This window comes from Tatumella sp. JGM91, from assembly GCF_018257575.1.
Lineage (GTDB): Bacteria > Pseudomonadota > Gammaproteobacteria > Enterobacterales > Enterobacteriaceae > Tatumella > Tatumella punctata.
Window position 1 is genome coordinate 114017 of record NZ_JAERJP010000004.1, and the last position, 16640, is coordinate 130656.

The following is a 16640-nucleotide window of genomic DNA, read 5'->3' on the forward strand; positions in this document are numbered from 1 at the left end:
TAAAGTAACAATTTCGTTATCAGACGACCAGTCTAATCCCCGGCTGACGCACTAAAGGTTAAAGGGGCCTCTGACGGGTTAAAAGTATTTATTCGCGATAGTTTTCAGAGTGATATTGTACTTAAGCGACAACAGCCGGATCAGTGTGCAGGTAACGATAGATAGCCAGACACTGTAGTGTTCCGGAATAATATTAGCAGAACCCAGTAACTCGATAGCCGCACCAATTAATGCCGCACTGGCATAGATCTCTTTGGTAAAAATAACCGGTGTTCTCCCCGCCAGAATATCCCGCAGACATCCGCCACCGACCGCACTGACACAGCCCATTAAAATAGAGAATTCGATATTTTGCGTATATTGCCAGGCTTTATTTGCACCAAAGGCGGCAAAAAATCCCAGTCCCAGGGCATCAAAGAACAGGGCCGGTTTTTCGAAAGAGAATACCAGTTTCTGGAAATAAGACAGCAGAGTCATGGCCATAATCACGCAGAGCAGGTATTCCACATTCACCAGCCCTGCGGGCGGGGTGGCACCCAGACAGAGATCCCTGATACAGCCGCCGCCAATGGCGGTAACAAATGACAGTGCAAAGACACCAAACAGATCGAACCGGTTTCTGACGCCGACAGTAGCCCCACTGAGGGCAAAGACAAAAGTACCGAATAAGTCGATAAAGTGTAAAAGTAAGCTCATAAATTCTCGATAAACCGGGTTTCAGGCAGTAAAAACAGCACTCCGGCCGCCGCAGGATCTTCTGCCCCGGCAAGGCCATCCGCTCACCGGGCGCAGGCACAATAAATGTTTCCGGCGAAGAGCGCAATCCTTTGCGTGGCATCGCCTGCGGCTGGTACAGCCGGTGATTTCTCCTGAACAGAGACGGGCTGAGGTGGCAGGTAAAAGAAGTTACGTCAGGGATCGGGAAAAATCGTGACAGGATGACAGCCAGCCGATACCCTGAAACCAGTAAATATTATGAACGACAGACCGGTTTTTTCCGGCAAATGGTTGCCTGCTCAGGCAGCCTCTGATGTTCCCTGCGCCCCCTGAACAGCAGATAAATAGGATAGGTAGTCATGAATTCGACAAAAGCGACGGTCATCGGCTTAGCCGCTATTGTGCTTTGGAGTGCCAATGTCGGGCTAATCAAACATGTCAGTGAAGGGTTCGGGGCGGTCAGAGGAGCTGCGCTGGTATATACCCTGAGTTCGGTGGTGCTGTTACTGACTGTTGGCTTCCCGAAACTCAGAACATTTCCGCGCAGCTACCTGCTGATCGGCAGCTTACTGTTTGTCAGTTACGAAATCTGCCTGTCCCTGTCGCTGGGTTTTTCACAAAATGCTCAGCAGGCCATCGAAGTCGGGATGGTGAATTATCTCTGGCCGGCAATGACCGTGGTTCTGGGGATCATTGTAAACCGTCAGCGGGTTCACTGGACAATTTTGCCGGGCATTGGCCTGTCGCTGGCAGGCATTCTTCAGGTATTGTCCGGTAACCAGCCGCTCTCCCTGATACAGATAACCCGGCATATTGGAGAAAACCCGTTCAGTTACGGTCTGGCTTTCAGCGGAGCGGTTATCTGGGCGGTGTACTGTGTTGTCACCCAAAAGCTGGCTCGTGGCAGTAACGGAATTACCTTCTTCTTTATGCTGACTGCGGCCACCCTGTGGGTGAAACAGCTGAGTTCTTCCGCCAGTCCTTTCAGTGTCAGTCTGCCTGCCACCATAAGCCTGTTACTGGCAGCCCTGGCGTTCGGCCTGGGTTACGCGGCATGGAATATTGGTATTCTGCGCGGAAATACCACCTTACTGGCGACTGTTTCTTATTTTATTCCGGTACTGTCAGCGGTACTGGCTTCAGTTATGCTGCACTCCGCCCTGACCCTTTCATTCTGGCAGGGCACAGGGATGGTCTGCTTTGGTTCTCTGGTTTGCTGGCTGGCAACCCGCAGAAAAAAACCGCCGGTGTCACAGGCGGTGGTGCAGCAGAACCGGTAAATTGTGACTGACGGAGAATATCGATGATAGAAATCTGGGGACGCAAAACCTCGTCAAATGTACAGGCTGTGATGTGGGCGGTGGCCGAACTGCAGCAGCATTATAAACGCTATGATATCGGACACAGGTTTGGTGGCAATGATACTCCGGCGTTTCTGGCCATGAACCCCAACGGTACGGTACCCGTCGTCAGTATCAACGGGGGAACTCCCCTGTGGGAGTCTGGTGCCATTCTGCGTCATCTGGCGGCGCTCTATGGTGACCCGCCGTTCTGGCCGTCTGATGTAAATCAACGCTGTGTTATCGACCAGTGGGCGGAATGGTCAAAAATTAATATTGCCATTAATTTTACTATGCCGGTGTTCTGGCCCCTGGTGCGTATTCCGGCGGAACAGCGTGATATGCAGGCACTTACGGTCGCTTTACAGCGGCTGACCCGTTTTCTGAATATTGCAGAGCAACAATTATTGCGTCACCCGTATCTGGCCGGGCCGGAATTCACTCTGGCTGATATCCAGTTCGGCCATATTTTGTATCGCTATTTTGATCTGGATATCCGGCGGGCAGCATTACCGGCCGTCGAAGCTTACTACCAGCGACTGACCCGGCGAGCAGCCTACCGTGAACATGTGATGGTCAGCTATCAGGAGTTAGCGGTCTGAGGCTGTTTCGTTGCTGATATTTTGTCCGGATGAGACTGATTCGCATTTTTGGCGTTAAACAATTTTCTTAACTCTATTATTCTTAACAGTATAAAATTCTTAAACAAGGAGTCAGAAATGCAGACCGATACGCTGCGTTATGACGACGTGATATTCACTTTACCTCTGAATGACTGGGCAGATGGCGGGAGTTTCAGCCAGCAGGCCCTGACGGCCCTTGAGCAGGGCGCAGTTCTTAGCCTGCCACGACTAGGTTTTCCTCTTACTCCGGATGAACAGCCACGTCTGCGGGAGCAAACCGTTCAGCCGGGGCGAAAAAATATCAGCTACCGCGCTGAGACTGATCAGTTATTTGGTGTCGCCGACAAGGCAGACGAAACGGTGATCCGTCAGTTGCTGCAACGCCATCATCAGGTCTGTCAGCAGCTGATCGGTAGTCTGCTGCCTGCTTATGTTCCGGTACTGCACACCCCGATTAACACGTTGCGGGTTCATCCGGTAGCGGTGTGGAAGAAAGGCAGTTCATGGCGTAAAGATGATACCCGGTTACATGTGGATGCTTTCCCGTCGCGGCCTATCCACGGGGAACGTATCCTGCGCATTTTCACCAATATTAATCCGCACGGTGAAGCCCGGGTCTGGCGGGTCGGTGAGCCATTTCCGTCGCTGGTCAAACGATTCCTGCCACGGGTGGGGCGTTACCATCCCCTGAGCAGTCTGTTACAGCAAAAGCTGGGGATCACCAAAAGTTACCGCACCCGTTATGACCATATTATGCTGGGGTTGCACGACGCAATGAAAGCCGATACAGACTACCAGTCATCGGGTGCACAGCTGGAGGTGAGTTTTCCGCCGGGCAGCAGCTGGATCTGTTTTTCTGATCAAACCCCCCACGCAGCCATGTCGGGGCAGTTTATGCTGGAACAGACGTTTCTGTTGCCGGCCAGAGATATGGTAAATCCGCAACATTCTCCCCTGAAAACCCTCGAGACTTTGCTAGGTGCCTCTTTACTCTGAGATATTCCTGCCCGGCCGGGCAGGAACAGTACCCCCCCCCGGGTGTAAATGAACTGTTAATCGTCGATAGTTATTAACTTAGTCACGAACGGCAGAGATCCTGAACATTATAGCGTTATTTTTTTGAACTGTGACCAGTGCAGGAGTTTCGGTGATACGTGACGTGGTAACGTATTTTTTCCGGGAATGTACTTATCACAGGACGACATAATGACTAAAAAACTGACGATGGCACTACTGATATCAGCACTGTTTTATGGTGCTGCTGCGGCGGCGGCAACCCCTGCCGGGGATGATGTCACCACCAAACCAGACCTCTATTATCTGACCAATAGTCAGTCCATTGACAGCCTGGCACTACTGCCCCCGCCTCCGGCAATTGGCAGTATCGCTTTTCTGAATGATCAGGCGATGTACGAACAGGGGCGCTTATTACGTAACACCGACCGCGGCAAGCTGGCGGCCGAGGATGCTAACCTGAGCAGCGGCGGGGTGGCGAATGCATTTTCTGCGGCCTTCGGACGCGAAATTACGGCCAGAAATACGCCGCAACTGTATAAACTGCTGACCAACATGATCGAAGATGCCGGGGACCTGGCAACCCGCTCAGCAAAGCAGCATTATATGCGTATCCGTCCGTTTGCTTTCTACCAGGTGGCGACCTGTAATACCCGGCAACAGGATGAACTTTCGACCAACGGTTCTTACCCCTCTGGTCATACGGCTATTGGCTGGGCCACGGCGCTGGTACTGGCCGAAATTAACCCGCAGCGGCAGAATGAAATCCTTAAGCGGGGTTATGAACTCGGGCAAAGCCGTGTCATTTGCGGCTATCACTGGCAGAGTGATGTTGATGCTGCACGGGTAGTGGCTTCAGGGGTGGTGGCGACTCTGCATACCTCTCCGGCCTTTAACGCCCAGCTGGCAAAAGCGAAAGCGGAATTTGCTGCACCTTAACCTGCCGTCATTATCTTCTCCCGATTAATAAAATCTTAATGATTAACCTGCATACTCTCCTGACAAACCAGACAGGAGAGTATGATGAATAAAGTCGCGGCTATTTCTTTCGGTGAACTCAGTGCCACATTGCTCGGTCTGTGTGTGCTGGCAACCTTTCTGCTGGTCTGGTTCAGCAGTTTTCCGTAACAATGTCCTGCTTTATGAAGCGTACCGCTGCCCGGCACCCCTGACGGTCGGTACGGTTAGTCAGACAAAATGTTGCATCATGCAGCTGACAGATCCGGCTGACAATACTGAGTCCCAGCCCAATCCCTCCGTAGCGGCTATCCATCCGCGTAAAGGCTTTGCTGAGCTCACCGGTTTTGCTTTCATCAATGCCGGGTCCCTGGTCTTCTACCGCCAGCTCAATATATTGCTTACCGTCGGTCGCGGTTAGCTGCTGAATACTCACCTGTAAGGTACTGTGTTCAGGGCTGTAACGGTGCGCGTTTTCTGTCAGGTTACGTACCACCAGCTGTAATAATGTCGGGTCGCCTTTGACGATAAAGTCTGCGCTGTCATCCGGCAAAATTAAGTGCTGGTGCCGCAGCTTGATCATGGTCAGCAAACTGTCACGCAGGGGACGGGTGACAGCGCTGACCAGTGGCACCGGTTGCTGACTGCCAGCGGAAAATGACTGCCCAACCCGTGCCAGTTGCAGCAGCTGTGAAACACTGTCAGTCATCTGATCGAGACGATGGATCAGAGCCGACATATCAATGGGATGCTGTCTGGCAATTAATTCAAGATGCAACCGCAGCCCGGCCAGCGGGGTACGTAATTCATGGGCGACATCGGCAGTAAACAGCCGTTCTCGTTCGAGGGTGGTGGTTAAACGTTCGACCATCTGATTAATCGCGTGGATCACCCCGTCGATCTCGATAATTGCGCTCTGGTACTCCACCGGTTGCAGATTAAATTCGCTGCGTTTTTCGAGGTGATAGCGTAATTCTGACAGGGGATGCGTGATCCACTTCACCGCCTGCCAGCACAATATCAGGGCGACGGAAATCATGATCAGGCTGGGTAATGCCAGGCTGGCGACCGCTTCGTGGATCTCTTTTTCCACATGTCCCTGTTCATTACGTTGCTGCAATACAGCTCTGACCAGCAGATCTATCTGTTCTTTGCTCTCATGCCATAACCAGAGCACACTGATTAGCTGGCAAAACAGTAAAATCGCGCCGATAGTGATCAGCAACCGCCGGCGCAGGGTGGTTGTTTTCGGTAACCTGTTCAATATTTGCTGACCCTCTTCGACGGACACTTTATTTCAGCAGAGCGTACCCAAATCCCCGCACGGTGCGGATACGGGTTTTACCTATTTTTTCACGCAGGTTATGGATGTGAACTTCAAGGGTATTGGTTGAAGGTTCATTATTCCAGTTATAAATATCGTTGTATAAAATCTCACGGTGAACCGGGCTGCCGGCTTTCATCATCAGCCGGGCCAGCAAGGCATACTCTTTCGGCGTCAGATCCAGCAATTCGCCGCTGCGGAACACCTGACGATGGGCGGTATCCAGCGACAAATCCTCAACCGTCAGCAGATTGGCGCTCTGGTTATTGTGGCGGCGGATTAAGGCCCGTATCCGCGCATTCAGTTCTTCCAGAGCGAAAGGTTTGATCAGGTAATCGTCGGCCCCGCTGTCGAGGCCGATAATCCGGTCGCTCAGGGTATCTCTGGCGGTCAGTATCAATACCGGTAAAGCCATTTTCTGACGACGTAAACGTAACAGCAGGTGTATTCCATCCTCATCCGGCAGACCAAGATCGAGGATCACCAGACTGTATTGGGTAGCTTTAAGACAGTTTTCTGCTTCCCGTGCACTGCTGACACCATCGCAGGTGTAGCCTTCATCGTGCATAGCGATTATCAGACCCTGCAGTAACAGGGCATCATCTTCAACAATTAATATCTTCATCTGGTACTCCGGCAAGACAGTTACAGTTTATCTGTCTGATAACAGTGGTGACGGCCACTGGTCATAACCCCGCGGGCCAGACAACAGGCAGTGGCGGGGGAACGATTTTTCTGGTGTATTGTTAGCTGCGATTACTGGCCGCAGGTACCACCGCCGGTAATATAAGCAGTGATGTCATAAGCAATATAAGTATATCGGTACAGTAATACCGGCGGGCTATTATGCGGCGAAAAGCTTAGGATAACCTTAAATTACTTAATCCTGTGACGCGGGCTGCTGGCTTAACGGCATGATTTTTCATGAGACAGCCGGTCTGACGTATTAAGTAACTTAAGATACGCTGGCAGGCCGGCGGCGGTCACACTACCGGAGGAACGATGGCTGATGTACATGATGAGCCGACCCGCAGTAAAAATATGCGGGCCATCAGGGACCGTGACACGTCCCTGGAAAAACGAATACTGTGGTTATTGCAGTCACTGAATATCCCGGCATCTCAGCAGGTACGGGAACTACCCGGCCGGCCCGATTTTGTCCTGCAGGACAGTAGCAAAATTATTTTTACCCACGGTTGCTTCTGGCATCGTCACTCCTGTCATTTATATAAACCTCCGGCAACCCGCCGTACTTTCTGGCAACAGAAAATTGACCGGAATGCTGAACGGGATGAGCAAATTCTCGAAAAGCTGCAGGCGGCTGGCTGGAATGTGTTGATTATCTGGGAATGTGCCCTGAAAGGAAAATACCGTCTGACGGAGAAGCAACTAACAGAACGGGTCGAAGAGTGGGTCTGTACGGCGCAGGATTCGGCAGAAATCAGCCAGTCAGGGTTACGTCTGTTGTCAAAGTAACCCTCCGGTAGCGCAGGGGCGGTTTCCCGGAGGGCTGAGTGTTATTTCGCTGCCTGGCGGGCAGTGGTGACTTTCTCTGCTATCCGGTCACCGATTTTACGGTCGATATTTCGCCAGTAGTCAAATGCCCGTGATAATACCGGTTCTTCAACCCCGTTCAGCAGATGCCCGCTGACATTATCCACCAGCCGTTGCCGTGCCGCATCATCCATCACCTGACAGACCAGCGTATTCGCCTGACTGAAATCATCATCCTCAGCATGAAGCGCATAGGGCTGGCGCACCATATCACCGCTGCTGTGCCAGGCAGAATCGGTCGGATATTGTTTGCCATCGGCCTGCGGGCCTGCTTTGGAGTTTGGCGCATACACCGGGTCACTGACCGGTGTCATACGCATAGCGCCATCTTTACTGTAGCTGTTCACCGGTGAGTGAGGGGCGTTAACGGGGATCTGTTTATAGTTGACCCCCAGCCGTGCACGGTGGGCATCGGCATAGGCAAAGACGCGGCCGAGTAACATTTTATCCGGACTTAAGCCGATGCCTGGCACCAGGTTGTTAGGTTCAAATGCGGCCTGTTCAATCTGGGCATGGTTATCCGTCGGGTTACGGTCGAGGGTCAGTTTACCGACTTCGATTAATGGATAATCCTGATGCGGCCAGACTTTGGTCAGGTCAAACGGGTTAAACCGGTAGTGCTCTGCGTCGGCAAACGGCATAATTTGCATATACAGGGTCCATTGGGGAAAGTCGCCCTGTTTAATGGCGTTAAACAGATCCCGCACATGGAAATCCCCGTCAGCCCCGGCCAGCTGGTCGGCCTGCTGTTGGGTCAGACATTCAACACCCTGATCGGTTTTAAAATGGTATTTAACCCAGAATTTCTCCCCGGCAGCATTGACCCACATATAAGTATGGCTGGAATAACCGTTCATATGGCGCCAGCTTTTCGGGATACCACGGTCACCCATCAGCCATGCCAGCTGGTGTGAGGACTCGGGGGATAAGGTCCAGAAATCCCACTGCATTTCATTATCACGCAGGTTATTATCAGCGCGGCGTTTCTGCGAGCGGATAAAATGCTGGAACTTCATCGGGTCACGGATAAAAAATACCGGGGTATTATTGCCGACCAAATCATAGTTACCTTCGGTGGTGTAAAACTTTATCGCAAATCCGCGCGGATCCCGCCAGGTATCAGGACTGCCGCGTTCTCCGGCCACGGTCGAAAACCGCATCACAACCTCTGTTTTTACCCCCGGCTGGAACAGGGATGCACGGGTATACCGGCTCACGTCTCCCGTCACCCGGAAATGGCCGAAAGCGCCGCTGCCTTTGGCATGGGGCTGACGTTCTGCAATTCGCTCCCGGTTAAAATTAGCCATTTGTTCGATAAGATAATGGTCATGCAATACCAGCGGACCATCGGCACCGACCGACAGAGAGTGTTCGTCGCTGGCAACCGGGATGCCGGCATCGGTCGTCGTTATTTTTGGTTTCTGATCATTGCTCATGCTTCTTCTCCATGTGAAAAACAGGGTTAATGCGCACCCGCTAAGCATAGTCGAAACCTGACCATTGAGGGGCTCCGTCCCGCAAAATAATCGACCAGCGGGATTCCCCTGAGACAGAAACCGCTGAACGTTATCAGTACTGCGGCAAAATTTATCATTTTCTGTACGTTGGATTGATGCGGGTAATACGTTATTCTCGCGGGCTAATAATCACCTGAGTAAATAATCCCGGAGTTTTGCTTATGGTCTCTTCCGGCGGAGAGTCTTCATCGCGTGTTTTTCATCATCCTGGCTTCAGGGCCTATGTTGCCGCACAAACCTGTTCTTCTCTGAGTTTTCAGATTGTCTCCCTGGCGGTCAGCTGGCAATTGTATACCATGACCCACAGCACTTTTATGCTGGGGATGATCGGCCTGATGCAGTTTATACCCTCGGTAGTGCTGGCATTACCGGCGGGCCATCTGGCGGACCAGTATAATCGCAAGACCCTGATTATCGGTGGTCAGAGTATCGAGTTTCTGGCGGTTATCGGGCTGGCGGTTTTACCCTTTATCGGTACCGGCAGTCCGGTAATCTTACTGGCGCTGGTATGCCTGTTTTCGCTGGCCCGCGCTTTTGAGGGACCGTCAATGACCTCTCTGTTACCGGCGCTGCTGCCCGCGGGGCTGCTATCAAAAGGGATGGCGACTAACCAGGTGTTCCGCGAGGCGATGGTAATTGCCGGACCGATGGCTGGCGGGTTGCTGTATGTCGTTGCGCCGCAGGTGGCCTACGGAACGGCGGCGATCGCCTATCTGGCCTCGCTGGTGGTGATGACCACCCTGAAATATGAACGTGAAGTGGTTAAACCACTGCCGATGACCTTCAAAAATTTGTTTGCCGGGCTCGACTTTATTGTTAAACGCAAGGATGTGCTGGGCGTTATTTCACTGGATCTGTTTGCGGTGTTACTGGGCGGAGTTACCGCCCTGTTACCGGTTTTTGCCAATGATGTCTTGCATACAGGGGCCTGGGGGCTGGGAGCACTGCGGGCTGCACCGTCGGTCGGGGCATTGATTACCGGCATCTGGATCAGCCGCAACAGCTTTCATAAACATACAGGTATGATTATGTTTGGTTGTGTTGCCGGTTTCGGGGTGGCGACGCTGGTTTTTGCCCTGTCAGATAACATTATCCTGTCACTGTTGGCGCTGGTGGTATTGGGCGGTTTTGATATGGTCAGTATGGTGATCCGTGGTGCGATGGTGCAGCTGGATACTCCTGATGATATGCGCGGCCGGGTTAACGCAGTGAACTCTGTGTTTATTAATACCTCGAATCAGCTGGGTGAATTTGAAACAGGTTTGCTGGCCAGCGCTATCGGCACAGTTCCGGCGTCGGTGGCCGGTGGTATTGGTACCCTTGTGGTGGCGGGTCTGTGGATGGTGATGTTTCCGCATCTGCGGCGGCGGCAAAAACTGGCACAGGGATCTGAGGTCTGAGCCGAATATGGCGGGATAAAAAAATCCGCCGGCTCAGAGAGGGGCGGATTTTTCAGTAGTAGCCGATTACAGGGCCATATCCTGCTGCGGAGTTGCCTGCCGGGCAGGGGTATTCTCTGCCGGGCTTGCTACTGACGGGGCCGCGATGCGCGGTGGTTTGGTCAGTTGCAGGCTGGCGGCGGTATCATCCCAGACCTGCTGGGTAAGGGCGACATTGCCGTTAATTTTCTGACCGTAGGTCGGGACGATACTACGGATTTTCTGTTGCCATTCAGGTGTCTGTACCTTATCCGCGAATAGTTTTTCGATCACATTCAGCGTAATAGGGGCGGCAGTGGAAGCACCCGGCGAAGCACCCAGTAAGGCTGCGATGGTTTTTTGCTGGTCGGTAACAATTTCGGTACCCAGTTTCAGCACACCGCCTTTCTGTGGATCTTTCTTCACGATCTGTACCCGTTGTCCGGCCTGCCACAGACGCCAGTCAGACTTTTTAGCATCAGGGTAGTATTCCTGCAGGGCAGCAAAACGATCGTCATCTGACAGCATAACCTGACCAATCAGGTATTTCACCAGGTCGAAGTTATCAATCCCCACATGGGCCATAGGTAAGATATTGCTGGTTGTGGTGGCGCTTAGCAGATCAAACAACGAACCATTTTTCAGGTATTTGGTCGAGAAGGTGGCAAACGGACCAAACAACACCACTTTTTTACCGTCGAGATTACGGATATCAATATGGGGAACCGACATCGGCGGTGCACCGACAGAGGCCTGACCATACACCTTCACTGAATGACGTTCAGTCACTTCCGGATTTTCTGTGACCAGGAATGAACCACCGACCGGGAACCCGCCGTAGTTATCTGCTTCCGGAATACCGCTTTCCTGCAGTAATTTCAGGGCTGCGCCGCCGGCACCGATAAACACATATCTGGCATCAATCTCATGTTCGGTATTGTCTTTCAGGTTTTTTACCGTCACATGCCAGCTGTTATCCGGATTGCGTTTAAACGCGGTCACTTCTGTGGATAGCTCAAGGCTGAAGTCAGGTTTAGATTGCAGACTGCTTACCAGCTGACGGGTAATTTCGCCATAGTTGACATCAGTCCCCAGCGGAGTCCAGGTGGCTGCAACTTTTTGTGCCGGATCACGGCCTTCAATCACCAGCGGTGCCCATTGCTTGATTTGGTTCTGGTCGACAGAAAACTGCATTCCCTGGAACAGGGTTGTGTTTTGCAGTGCCTGATAGCGTTTAGTCAGGTAATCAACATTGCTATTACCCCAGACAAAACTCATATGTGGTGCGCTGTTAATAAAGGAATGAGGATCTTTCAGTACGCCCTGTTTAACCAGGGATGACCAGTACTGACGGGAAATCATAAAGGACTCGTTAATCTCAATCGCTTTACTGATATCAATCGAACCATCAGCACGCTGCGGAGTATAGTTAAGCTCCATATTGGCAGAGTGTCCGGTTCCGGCATTATTCCAGCCATTGGACGACTCTTCAGCCACGCCGTCCAGCCTTTCAACCATAATCTGTTTCCAGTCCGGCTGGAGTTCATTCAGCCAGGTGCCCAGAGAAGCACTCATAATACCGCCGCCGATCAGCAACACATCGGTTTTTTCGCTGGCAGCAGACGCTGACTGGCTGAAGGTCGCTAAGGCGAGAAGGGAGAGGCTGAAAGCCATTTTCTTTGAATAAGTCATAGTACGCCTGGTCATTGAGAAAAACTGCGGGGGAGTGTAACTCCGGATGTGTCCAATTGTGAATATATTTATGTATTAACATTGATAAAAATAAGTTAATAAATAGGCTTTAGTTATTTAACTAACTGATTCTAAATAAATAATTTAAAATTATAAATTTTCACCAATTGAACAAAATAGAATCAGATCTGTTTTTTTTTACCTGATTTGTAACAATTATATCAGTAAAGTTTATGTGCTTATAACAGGAAGGACCCGGAAAAGGGCCTGCGGCCAGTGACGGATCGCGGAGATAATGCATTGTTCGGTGTTACATCAGAATTATTGTATAATTTGCCCCATTGATTCTTCCGGCGTTAATATAAAATGATTATCCGTAAACCACAGCACTGGTTCCTGCGCCTGTTTGACTGGCATGGTTCAGTACTGTCTGATATTGCCTTCCGCATGGGACTGAATGTTGCGATATCAATAGTCGCTATTCTGGTCCTCCCCTGGTACCAGAGCCTGAATGTTAAGTTGTCTACCGCCCCTTTTAGTCTGCTGGGAATAGCCATCGCTATCTTCCTTGGCTTTCGTAATAATGCCAGTTACGGACGTTTCCTTGAGGCGCGGTTGCTGTGGGGGACATTACTGATTAACTGCCGTATTCTGTTGCGCCAGTTACATTGCGTATTACCGGAAAATTCACCGCAATTGATCACGTTTTCTCAATTACTGACCGGCTATGCATATGCGCTAAAACATCAGCTAAGATCAACCGATGCAACCGAAGATCTGCGGCGTATTTTACCCGCAGCACTACAATCGCAGGTGCTGGCCAGCCCTTTCCGCGCTAACCGTATTTTATTAGTCAGCGGTCAGTTCCTCGGGGATCTGCGGCGACAGGGAAAAATATCCGATATTATTTTTTGCGAAATGGACCAGGCATTACGCAAACTGGAAACGTTACTCGGCGGCTGTGAAAGGCTGGATAATACCCCGATCCCGTTTGCCTATAGTCTGATACTGCACCGCACAGTCTATCTGTTCTGTACTTTATTACCTTTTTCACTGGTCACCGAACTGCATTATATGACAGTACTGGTGTCAGCCTTTATTTCCTACACCTTTCTGTCTCTGGATTCACTGGCAGAAGAGCTGGAACAGCCTTTTGGTACCGGATCCAACCATTTACCCCTCGATGCTATTTGTCTGACCATTGAACGGCATATGCTGGAAATGAACGATCAGTCGCCGTTGCCGGCGCCTTTATTACCAGACCACCGTTTTCAGCTGACATAATCGCCATGGCAGCCAGTGCGGCTGCTATGTCACCACTCAGTCACGGGTCACCAGGCTGGCGGCCCGCTGTGCGGTTCTGAAGGTCAGGGTCAGGTAAATCAGGTTAATCAGAATCACAATCGCTGAGGCCAGAAATACCCAGCGCATGCCCAGTACGGCAGAAGTGACAGAACCCAGCAACGGGCCGGTGACATTGCCCAGGTTCATAAATGACTGGTTATAACCGAACACCCGTCCTGAGACTTCCGCCGATGAATAGGTGAGTAACAGGGTCTGGATGGCAGGAAACATGGCACCGTCGGCAAACCCCAGCAGGAAACGTAATACAGAAAACTGGGGGACGCTGCTGACCAGCGACATTAAGGTCAGTAATATAATAAACATGACAAACGCCACCGAAATAATCCGCTTTGGTCCGATATTATCACTCATCCGTCCCCAGACCGGGGCGGAAATTAAGGCTGACATTCCCGGCAGTGCGGCAATAAAACCACTCATAAAAGCAATATTATGACTGTCCGGAGCAAGGTGCTGCACATATAAAAACAGGATCGGATTAACGGAACCGTTACATAATTGCACTACCAGAGTACAGAATAACAGACACAGAATAATACTGGGCGAAGGTACCGTTTTCCAGACAGATACCGGCTTAGTACGGATCTTATTTTCAGATTTCTGACGCGGCTGTTCTTTGATAAAAAACAGGGTCACCAGGGTAGTCAGTACCAGTAACAAAGTGGTGACATGGAATACCGGGCGCAGTCCGACATGATCGGCAAGATATCCGCCGAGTAACGGGCCACCGAGAAAACCGCTGATTTGCGCGGTAGACAAAATACTTAATGCCCAGCCGCTTTTTCCTTTCGGTACCTGAGAGGCAATTAACGCCATTGCATTGGGGATATACCCGGAAGCCAGCCCCATCAGGCCACGTAACAGAAATAACTGCCAGACACTGGTCACCATCCCCTGGAAAAAAATCGCAATCGCCATCCCGACAGCAGCACGGATCAGCATCAGTTTACGTCCTTTACTGTCGGCCATCCGCCCCCATAACGGAGAAACAATGGCCGAGATAAGGAAAGTAATACTGAAGGTCAGCCCTGACCACAGGGTCAGACTGGCTGTGTCATAATTCCCGAGCTGTGAGATATAGAGCGGTAAAAAGGGCAGAATCTGGCTGGTGCCTAAACCTGTAATAAAGCATCCCAGCCACAGAGATAACAGGTTCTTTTTCCAGGAAATCATAAGCAATAACGGAGTCTGGTGAGGTCAGGGAGGAAAAAGTATACGCCAGACAGTCTCTGATTGGCAGGGGAAAGTACATTTAACCCGTTGAAACGCAGGGAACAGCGGTAAAACAAGCACTTTTTTACCCGTGAGTATGCTGTCCGCTGGCCGGCTCCGCGCCAGCCGGGACGATGCTTCCCGGGCAGGGCCACTGAACAATCAGTTATCAGTAATAGGTCCTTGCGGAGATACTTTTGGAATAATCCGCATTAGCCAACACTGGATCTGGATAATTCTGATATAGACTCGCCTCCTGTATGACTCTTATCACAATAATTAATGATACTTTGAAAAGAATGTTTTATCAGCGTTACTGAATGATAAAGTAATATTGCATAACAGACCGGACTGTCCGAAAAATAATTTTTTCAGTATGAATTCTCTTTACCGCCAGGGGTTATCTCTGTGACGGGCGGATTAATATTTTCTGAAAAAATGAAACGGCCTGATGAATAATACTACTCCTGTCCTCAGGCGGTATTTATATTCTGTTATTGCGAATAACTAACGGATTAATTTACTTTTCAGGATGAGCGTATGAATATAACCGGCCAGCAGTGGCGTAATCGTAAAAAATCAATAGTATTTCTGTGTGCTGTATTTTCCTGCCCGGCCTATGCCACGCAATGGGAAGCAAGTGTATTAGGTTTTGAACCCTCAGAACCCGGAGTATTTGGCGATATGCTGGGCCTGAGATCAGATCTCGCCAGGTCAGGGTTTAATTTTAATCTGGCCTATCTCAGCCAGTCGGCAGTAAATACCGGCGGAGGTTATAACCGTGATCGCAAACTGGCTTATATCGACCAGTTTGCCCTGACTTTTTCGCAAAGTCTGCAGCAGATCACCGGTATCCCTGATGCGACTATCGAAGGTAATATCGTTAACCGTAATCATAATAATAATCTGACGGCGGAACGGTTACAGAATCCGGCACTGCCGTTTAATGATCTTGCTCAGGAAAGCTGGGGCGGGCAATCCATTACACGGCTTGGCTGGCTGACTTTCAGCCGCAGTTTTTTTGAGCGGCGTCTTTTCTGGCGTATCGGTATGATGAATAAGGTACAGACCTTCGATCAGTCAATTCCCTGTGATTTTCAGATGCTGACACAATGTGGAGGAAAATCAGCCAATGCTCTGTTGTGGAACAACTGGAACGTGCATAGCTGGGGAACCACACTGGAATATAAGCTGACGCCGGAAGTGACTCTGAAAGGCGGTATCATGGAACAGAATCCGCGGGCCGCGGATCGAAATCGCGGCTGGAGTCTGTCCGCCAGAGGCAGTCGCGGAGTCCTGCTGCCGCTGGAAGTCGAGCTGAAAACCACCGTTAAAGGTCTGCCGGGTTTATACAATGCCGGTGTATTGCTGACCAATGCCAGCCAGCCTCACTTATCACGCGGAAAATCGCAGCAGGATGGCAGCCGTGATCCGCTGGGGTATCGTAGTTATGGCAATACCGCATTTATCTGGGCCTCTGCGAATCAGCAGGTCACGTCGCATAAAGACAATAAACAACGCGGGATGAGTCTGTCCTGGAGTGGCAGCCTGGCCGATCACCGGACTAACCCGATTCAGCTGACCAGTGCCATATCCATGCGTTACCGTGGTCTGTTTGACAGCCGGCCGCGGGACTGGCTGGGGCTGGGGGTAAGCTATATCAGGATGAGTCACTATGGAAACGAAAAGTACGCGTTCGCCAGAGTGGCGTCTCTGCCGACGGTAGCGGGGTATCCGAACATCAGCAGTTCGGTGAATGCAGAGCTGTATTACCGTTTTACCATCACCCCGTGGCTGCAAGTTCAGCCGGATATTCAGTACTGGCATAACCCGGCGGGTGACAGAAATACCGCCGATGGCTGGGTTGCCGGGCTGAAAACGGTAGTGGTTTTCTGAGGATAACGGCCCGT

At 51.0% G+C, this 16640-nt stretch carries 14 protein-coding genes; 8 read left to right on the plus strand and 6 right to left on the minus strand.

Translation table 11 applies throughout. The features are described 5' to 3' along the window. Positions 1–78 precede the first annotated feature (78 nt). Positions 79–696: a trimeric intracellular cation channel family protein gene (locus JK198_RS04245; RefSeq protein ID WP_212706902.1), complete on the minus strand. Its 618-nt coding sequence runs from the start codon at positions 694–696 to the stop codon at positions 79–81. A 380-nt stretch (positions 697–1076) separates the two neighbouring features. Between JK198_RS04245 and yddG the strand changes: the two genes are divergently transcribed. From yddG to phoC, 4 genes are all read left to right on the plus strand, one after another. Further along, positions 1077–1997, plus strand: a complete 921-nt coding sequence (gene yddG / locus JK198_RS04250) for an aromatic amino acid DMT transporter YddG (RefSeq protein ID WP_212710099.1) — start codon at positions 1077–1079, stop codon at positions 1995–1997. 23 nt (positions 1998–2020) lie between these two features. After that, positions 2021–2659 (plus strand): glutathione S-transferase family protein, encoded by a 639-nt coding sequence (locus JK198_RS04255; protein ID WP_212706904.1) that lies wholly within the window; start codon positions 2021–2023, stop codon positions 2657–2659. Between the two features lie 117 nt (positions 2660–2776). Continuing rightward, positions 2777–3676, plus strand: coding sequence for a Kdo hydroxylase family protein (locus JK198_RS04260; protein WP_212706905.1), 900 nt, complete (start codon positions 2777–2779; stop codon positions 3674–3676). A gap of 210 nt (positions 3677–3886) precedes the next feature. Next, positions 3887–4633 (plus strand): acid phosphatase PhoC, encoded by a 747-nt coding sequence (gene phoC, locus JK198_RS04265; RefSeq protein ID WP_212706906.1) that lies wholly within the window; start codon positions 3887–3889, stop codon positions 4631–4633. A 172-nt stretch (positions 4634–4805) separates the two neighbouring features. Here phoC and pmrB read toward each other — a convergent pair whose 3' ends face one another. After that, entirely contained in the window at positions 4806–5918 is a 1113-nt protein-coding gene (gene pmrB, locus JK198_RS04270) for a two-component system sensor histidine kinase PmrB (RefSeq protein WP_349290151.1), read from the minus strand. A 25-nt stretch (positions 5919–5943) separates the two neighbouring features. After that, positions 5944–6600: a two-component system response regulator PmrA gene (gene pmrA, locus JK198_RS04275; protein WP_212710101.1), complete on the minus strand. Its 657-nt coding sequence runs from the start codon at positions 6598–6600 to the stop codon at positions 5944–5946. Between the two features lie 377 nt (positions 6601–6977). Here pmrA and vsr point away from each other — a divergent pair, with 377 nt between their 5' ends. Continuing rightward, positions 6978–7451, plus strand: a complete 474-nt coding sequence (gene vsr / locus JK198_RS04280; protein WP_212706908.1) for a DNA mismatch endonuclease Vsr — start codon at positions 6978–6980, stop codon at positions 7449–7451. Positions 7452–7492: 41 nt separating this feature from the next. Here vsr and JK198_RS04285 read toward each other — a convergent pair whose 3' ends face one another. Beyond that, positions 7493–8965 carry a catalase gene (locus tag JK198_RS04285; RefSeq protein WP_212710102.1) on the minus strand — a complete coding sequence of 491 codons (1473 nt, stop codon included), beginning with the start codon at positions 8963–8965 and terminating at the stop codon, positions 7493–7495. A gap of 242 nt (positions 8966–9207) precedes the next feature. Between JK198_RS04285 and JK198_RS04290 the strand changes: the two genes are divergently transcribed. Beyond that, the gene (locus tag JK198_RS04290; RefSeq protein WP_212710103.1) at positions 9208–10446 is read left to right on the plus strand and encodes an MFS transporter; all 1239 of its coding nucleotides are present in this window, start codon (positions 9208–9210) and stop codon (positions 10444–10446) included. Between the two features lie 66 nt (positions 10447–10512). On the opposite strand, the gene mqo is transcribed toward JK198_RS04290, so the two are convergent. Next, a complete protein-coding gene (mqo, locus tag JK198_RS04295) occupies positions 10513–12156 on the minus strand; it encodes a malate dehydrogenase (quinone) (RefSeq protein ID WP_212710104.1) in 1644 nt (547 codons plus the stop codon). A gap of 366 nt (positions 12157–12522) precedes the next feature. On the opposite strand from mqo, the gene JK198_RS04300 reads away from it, so the two are divergent. Then, positions 12523–13440, plus strand: coding sequence for a bestrophin family ion channel (locus JK198_RS04300; RefSeq protein WP_212706912.1), 918 nt, complete (start codon positions 12523–12525; stop codon positions 13438–13440). Positions 13441–13476: 36 nt separating this feature from the next. Here the strand turns inward: JK198_RS04300 and JK198_RS04305 are convergent, their stop codons facing one another. Continuing rightward, a complete protein-coding gene (locus tag JK198_RS04305) occupies positions 13477–14691 on the minus strand; it encodes an MFS transporter (protein ID WP_212706913.1) in 1215 nt (404 codons plus the stop codon). Between the two features lie 579 nt (positions 14692–15270). Here JK198_RS04305 and JK198_RS04310 point away from each other — a divergent pair. Further along, the gene (locus JK198_RS04310) at positions 15271–16626 is read left to right on the plus strand and encodes a carbohydrate porin (protein ID WP_212706914.1); all 1356 of its coding nucleotides are present in this window, start codon (positions 15271–15273) and stop codon (positions 16624–16626) included. Positions 16627–16640 lie beyond the last annotated feature (14 nt).

Excerpts from the sequence above, each read along its gene's own strand:
- JK198_RS04245 (WP_212706902.1), bottom strand. The coding sequence starts at position 696 with ATGAGCTTACTTTTACACTTTATCGACTTATTCGGTACTTTTGTCTTT.
- yddG (WP_212710099.1), top strand. The coding sequence starts at position 1,077 with ATGAATTCGACAAAAGCGACGGTCATCGGCTTAGCCGCTATTGTGCTT.
- JK198_RS04255 (WP_212706904.1), top strand. The coding sequence starts at position 2,021 with ATGATAGAAATCTGGGGACGCAAAACCTCGTCAAATGTACAGGCTGTG.
- JK198_RS04260 (WP_212706905.1), top strand. The coding sequence starts at position 2,777 with ATGCAGACCGATACGCTGCGTTATGACGACGTGATATTCACTTTACCT.
- phoC (WP_212706906.1), top strand. The coding sequence starts at position 3,887 with ATGACTAAAAAACTGACGATGGCACTACTGATATCAGCACTGTTTTAT.
- pmrA (WP_212710101.1), bottom strand. The coding sequence starts at position 6,600 with ATGAAGATATTAATTGTTGAAGATGATGCCCTGTTACTGCAGGGTCTG.
- vsr (WP_212706908.1), top strand. The coding sequence starts at position 6,978 with ATGGCTGATGTACATGATGAGCCGACCCGCAGTAAAAATATGCGGGCC.
- JK198_RS04285 (WP_212710102.1), bottom strand. The coding sequence starts at position 8,965 with ATGAGCAATGATCAGAAACCAAAAATAACGACGACCGATGCCGGCATC.
- JK198_RS04290 (WP_212710103.1), top strand. The coding sequence starts at position 9,208 with ATGGTCTCTTCCGGCGGAGAGTCTTCATCGCGTGTTTTTCATCATCCT.
- mqo (WP_212710104.1), bottom strand. The coding sequence starts at position 12,156 with ATGACTTATTCAAAGAAAATGGCTTTCAGCCTCTCCCTTCTCGCCTTA.
- JK198_RS04300 (WP_212706912.1), top strand. The coding sequence starts at position 12,523 with ATGATTATCCGTAAACCACAGCACTGGTTCCTGCGCCTGTTTGACTGG.
- JK198_RS04305 (WP_212706913.1), bottom strand. The coding sequence starts at position 14,691 with ATGATTTCCTGGAAAAAGAACCTGTTATCTCTGTGGCTGGGATGCTTT.
- JK198_RS04310 (WP_212706914.1), top strand. The coding sequence starts at position 15,271 with ATGAATATAACCGGCCAGCAGTGGCGTAATCGTAAAAAATCAATAGTA.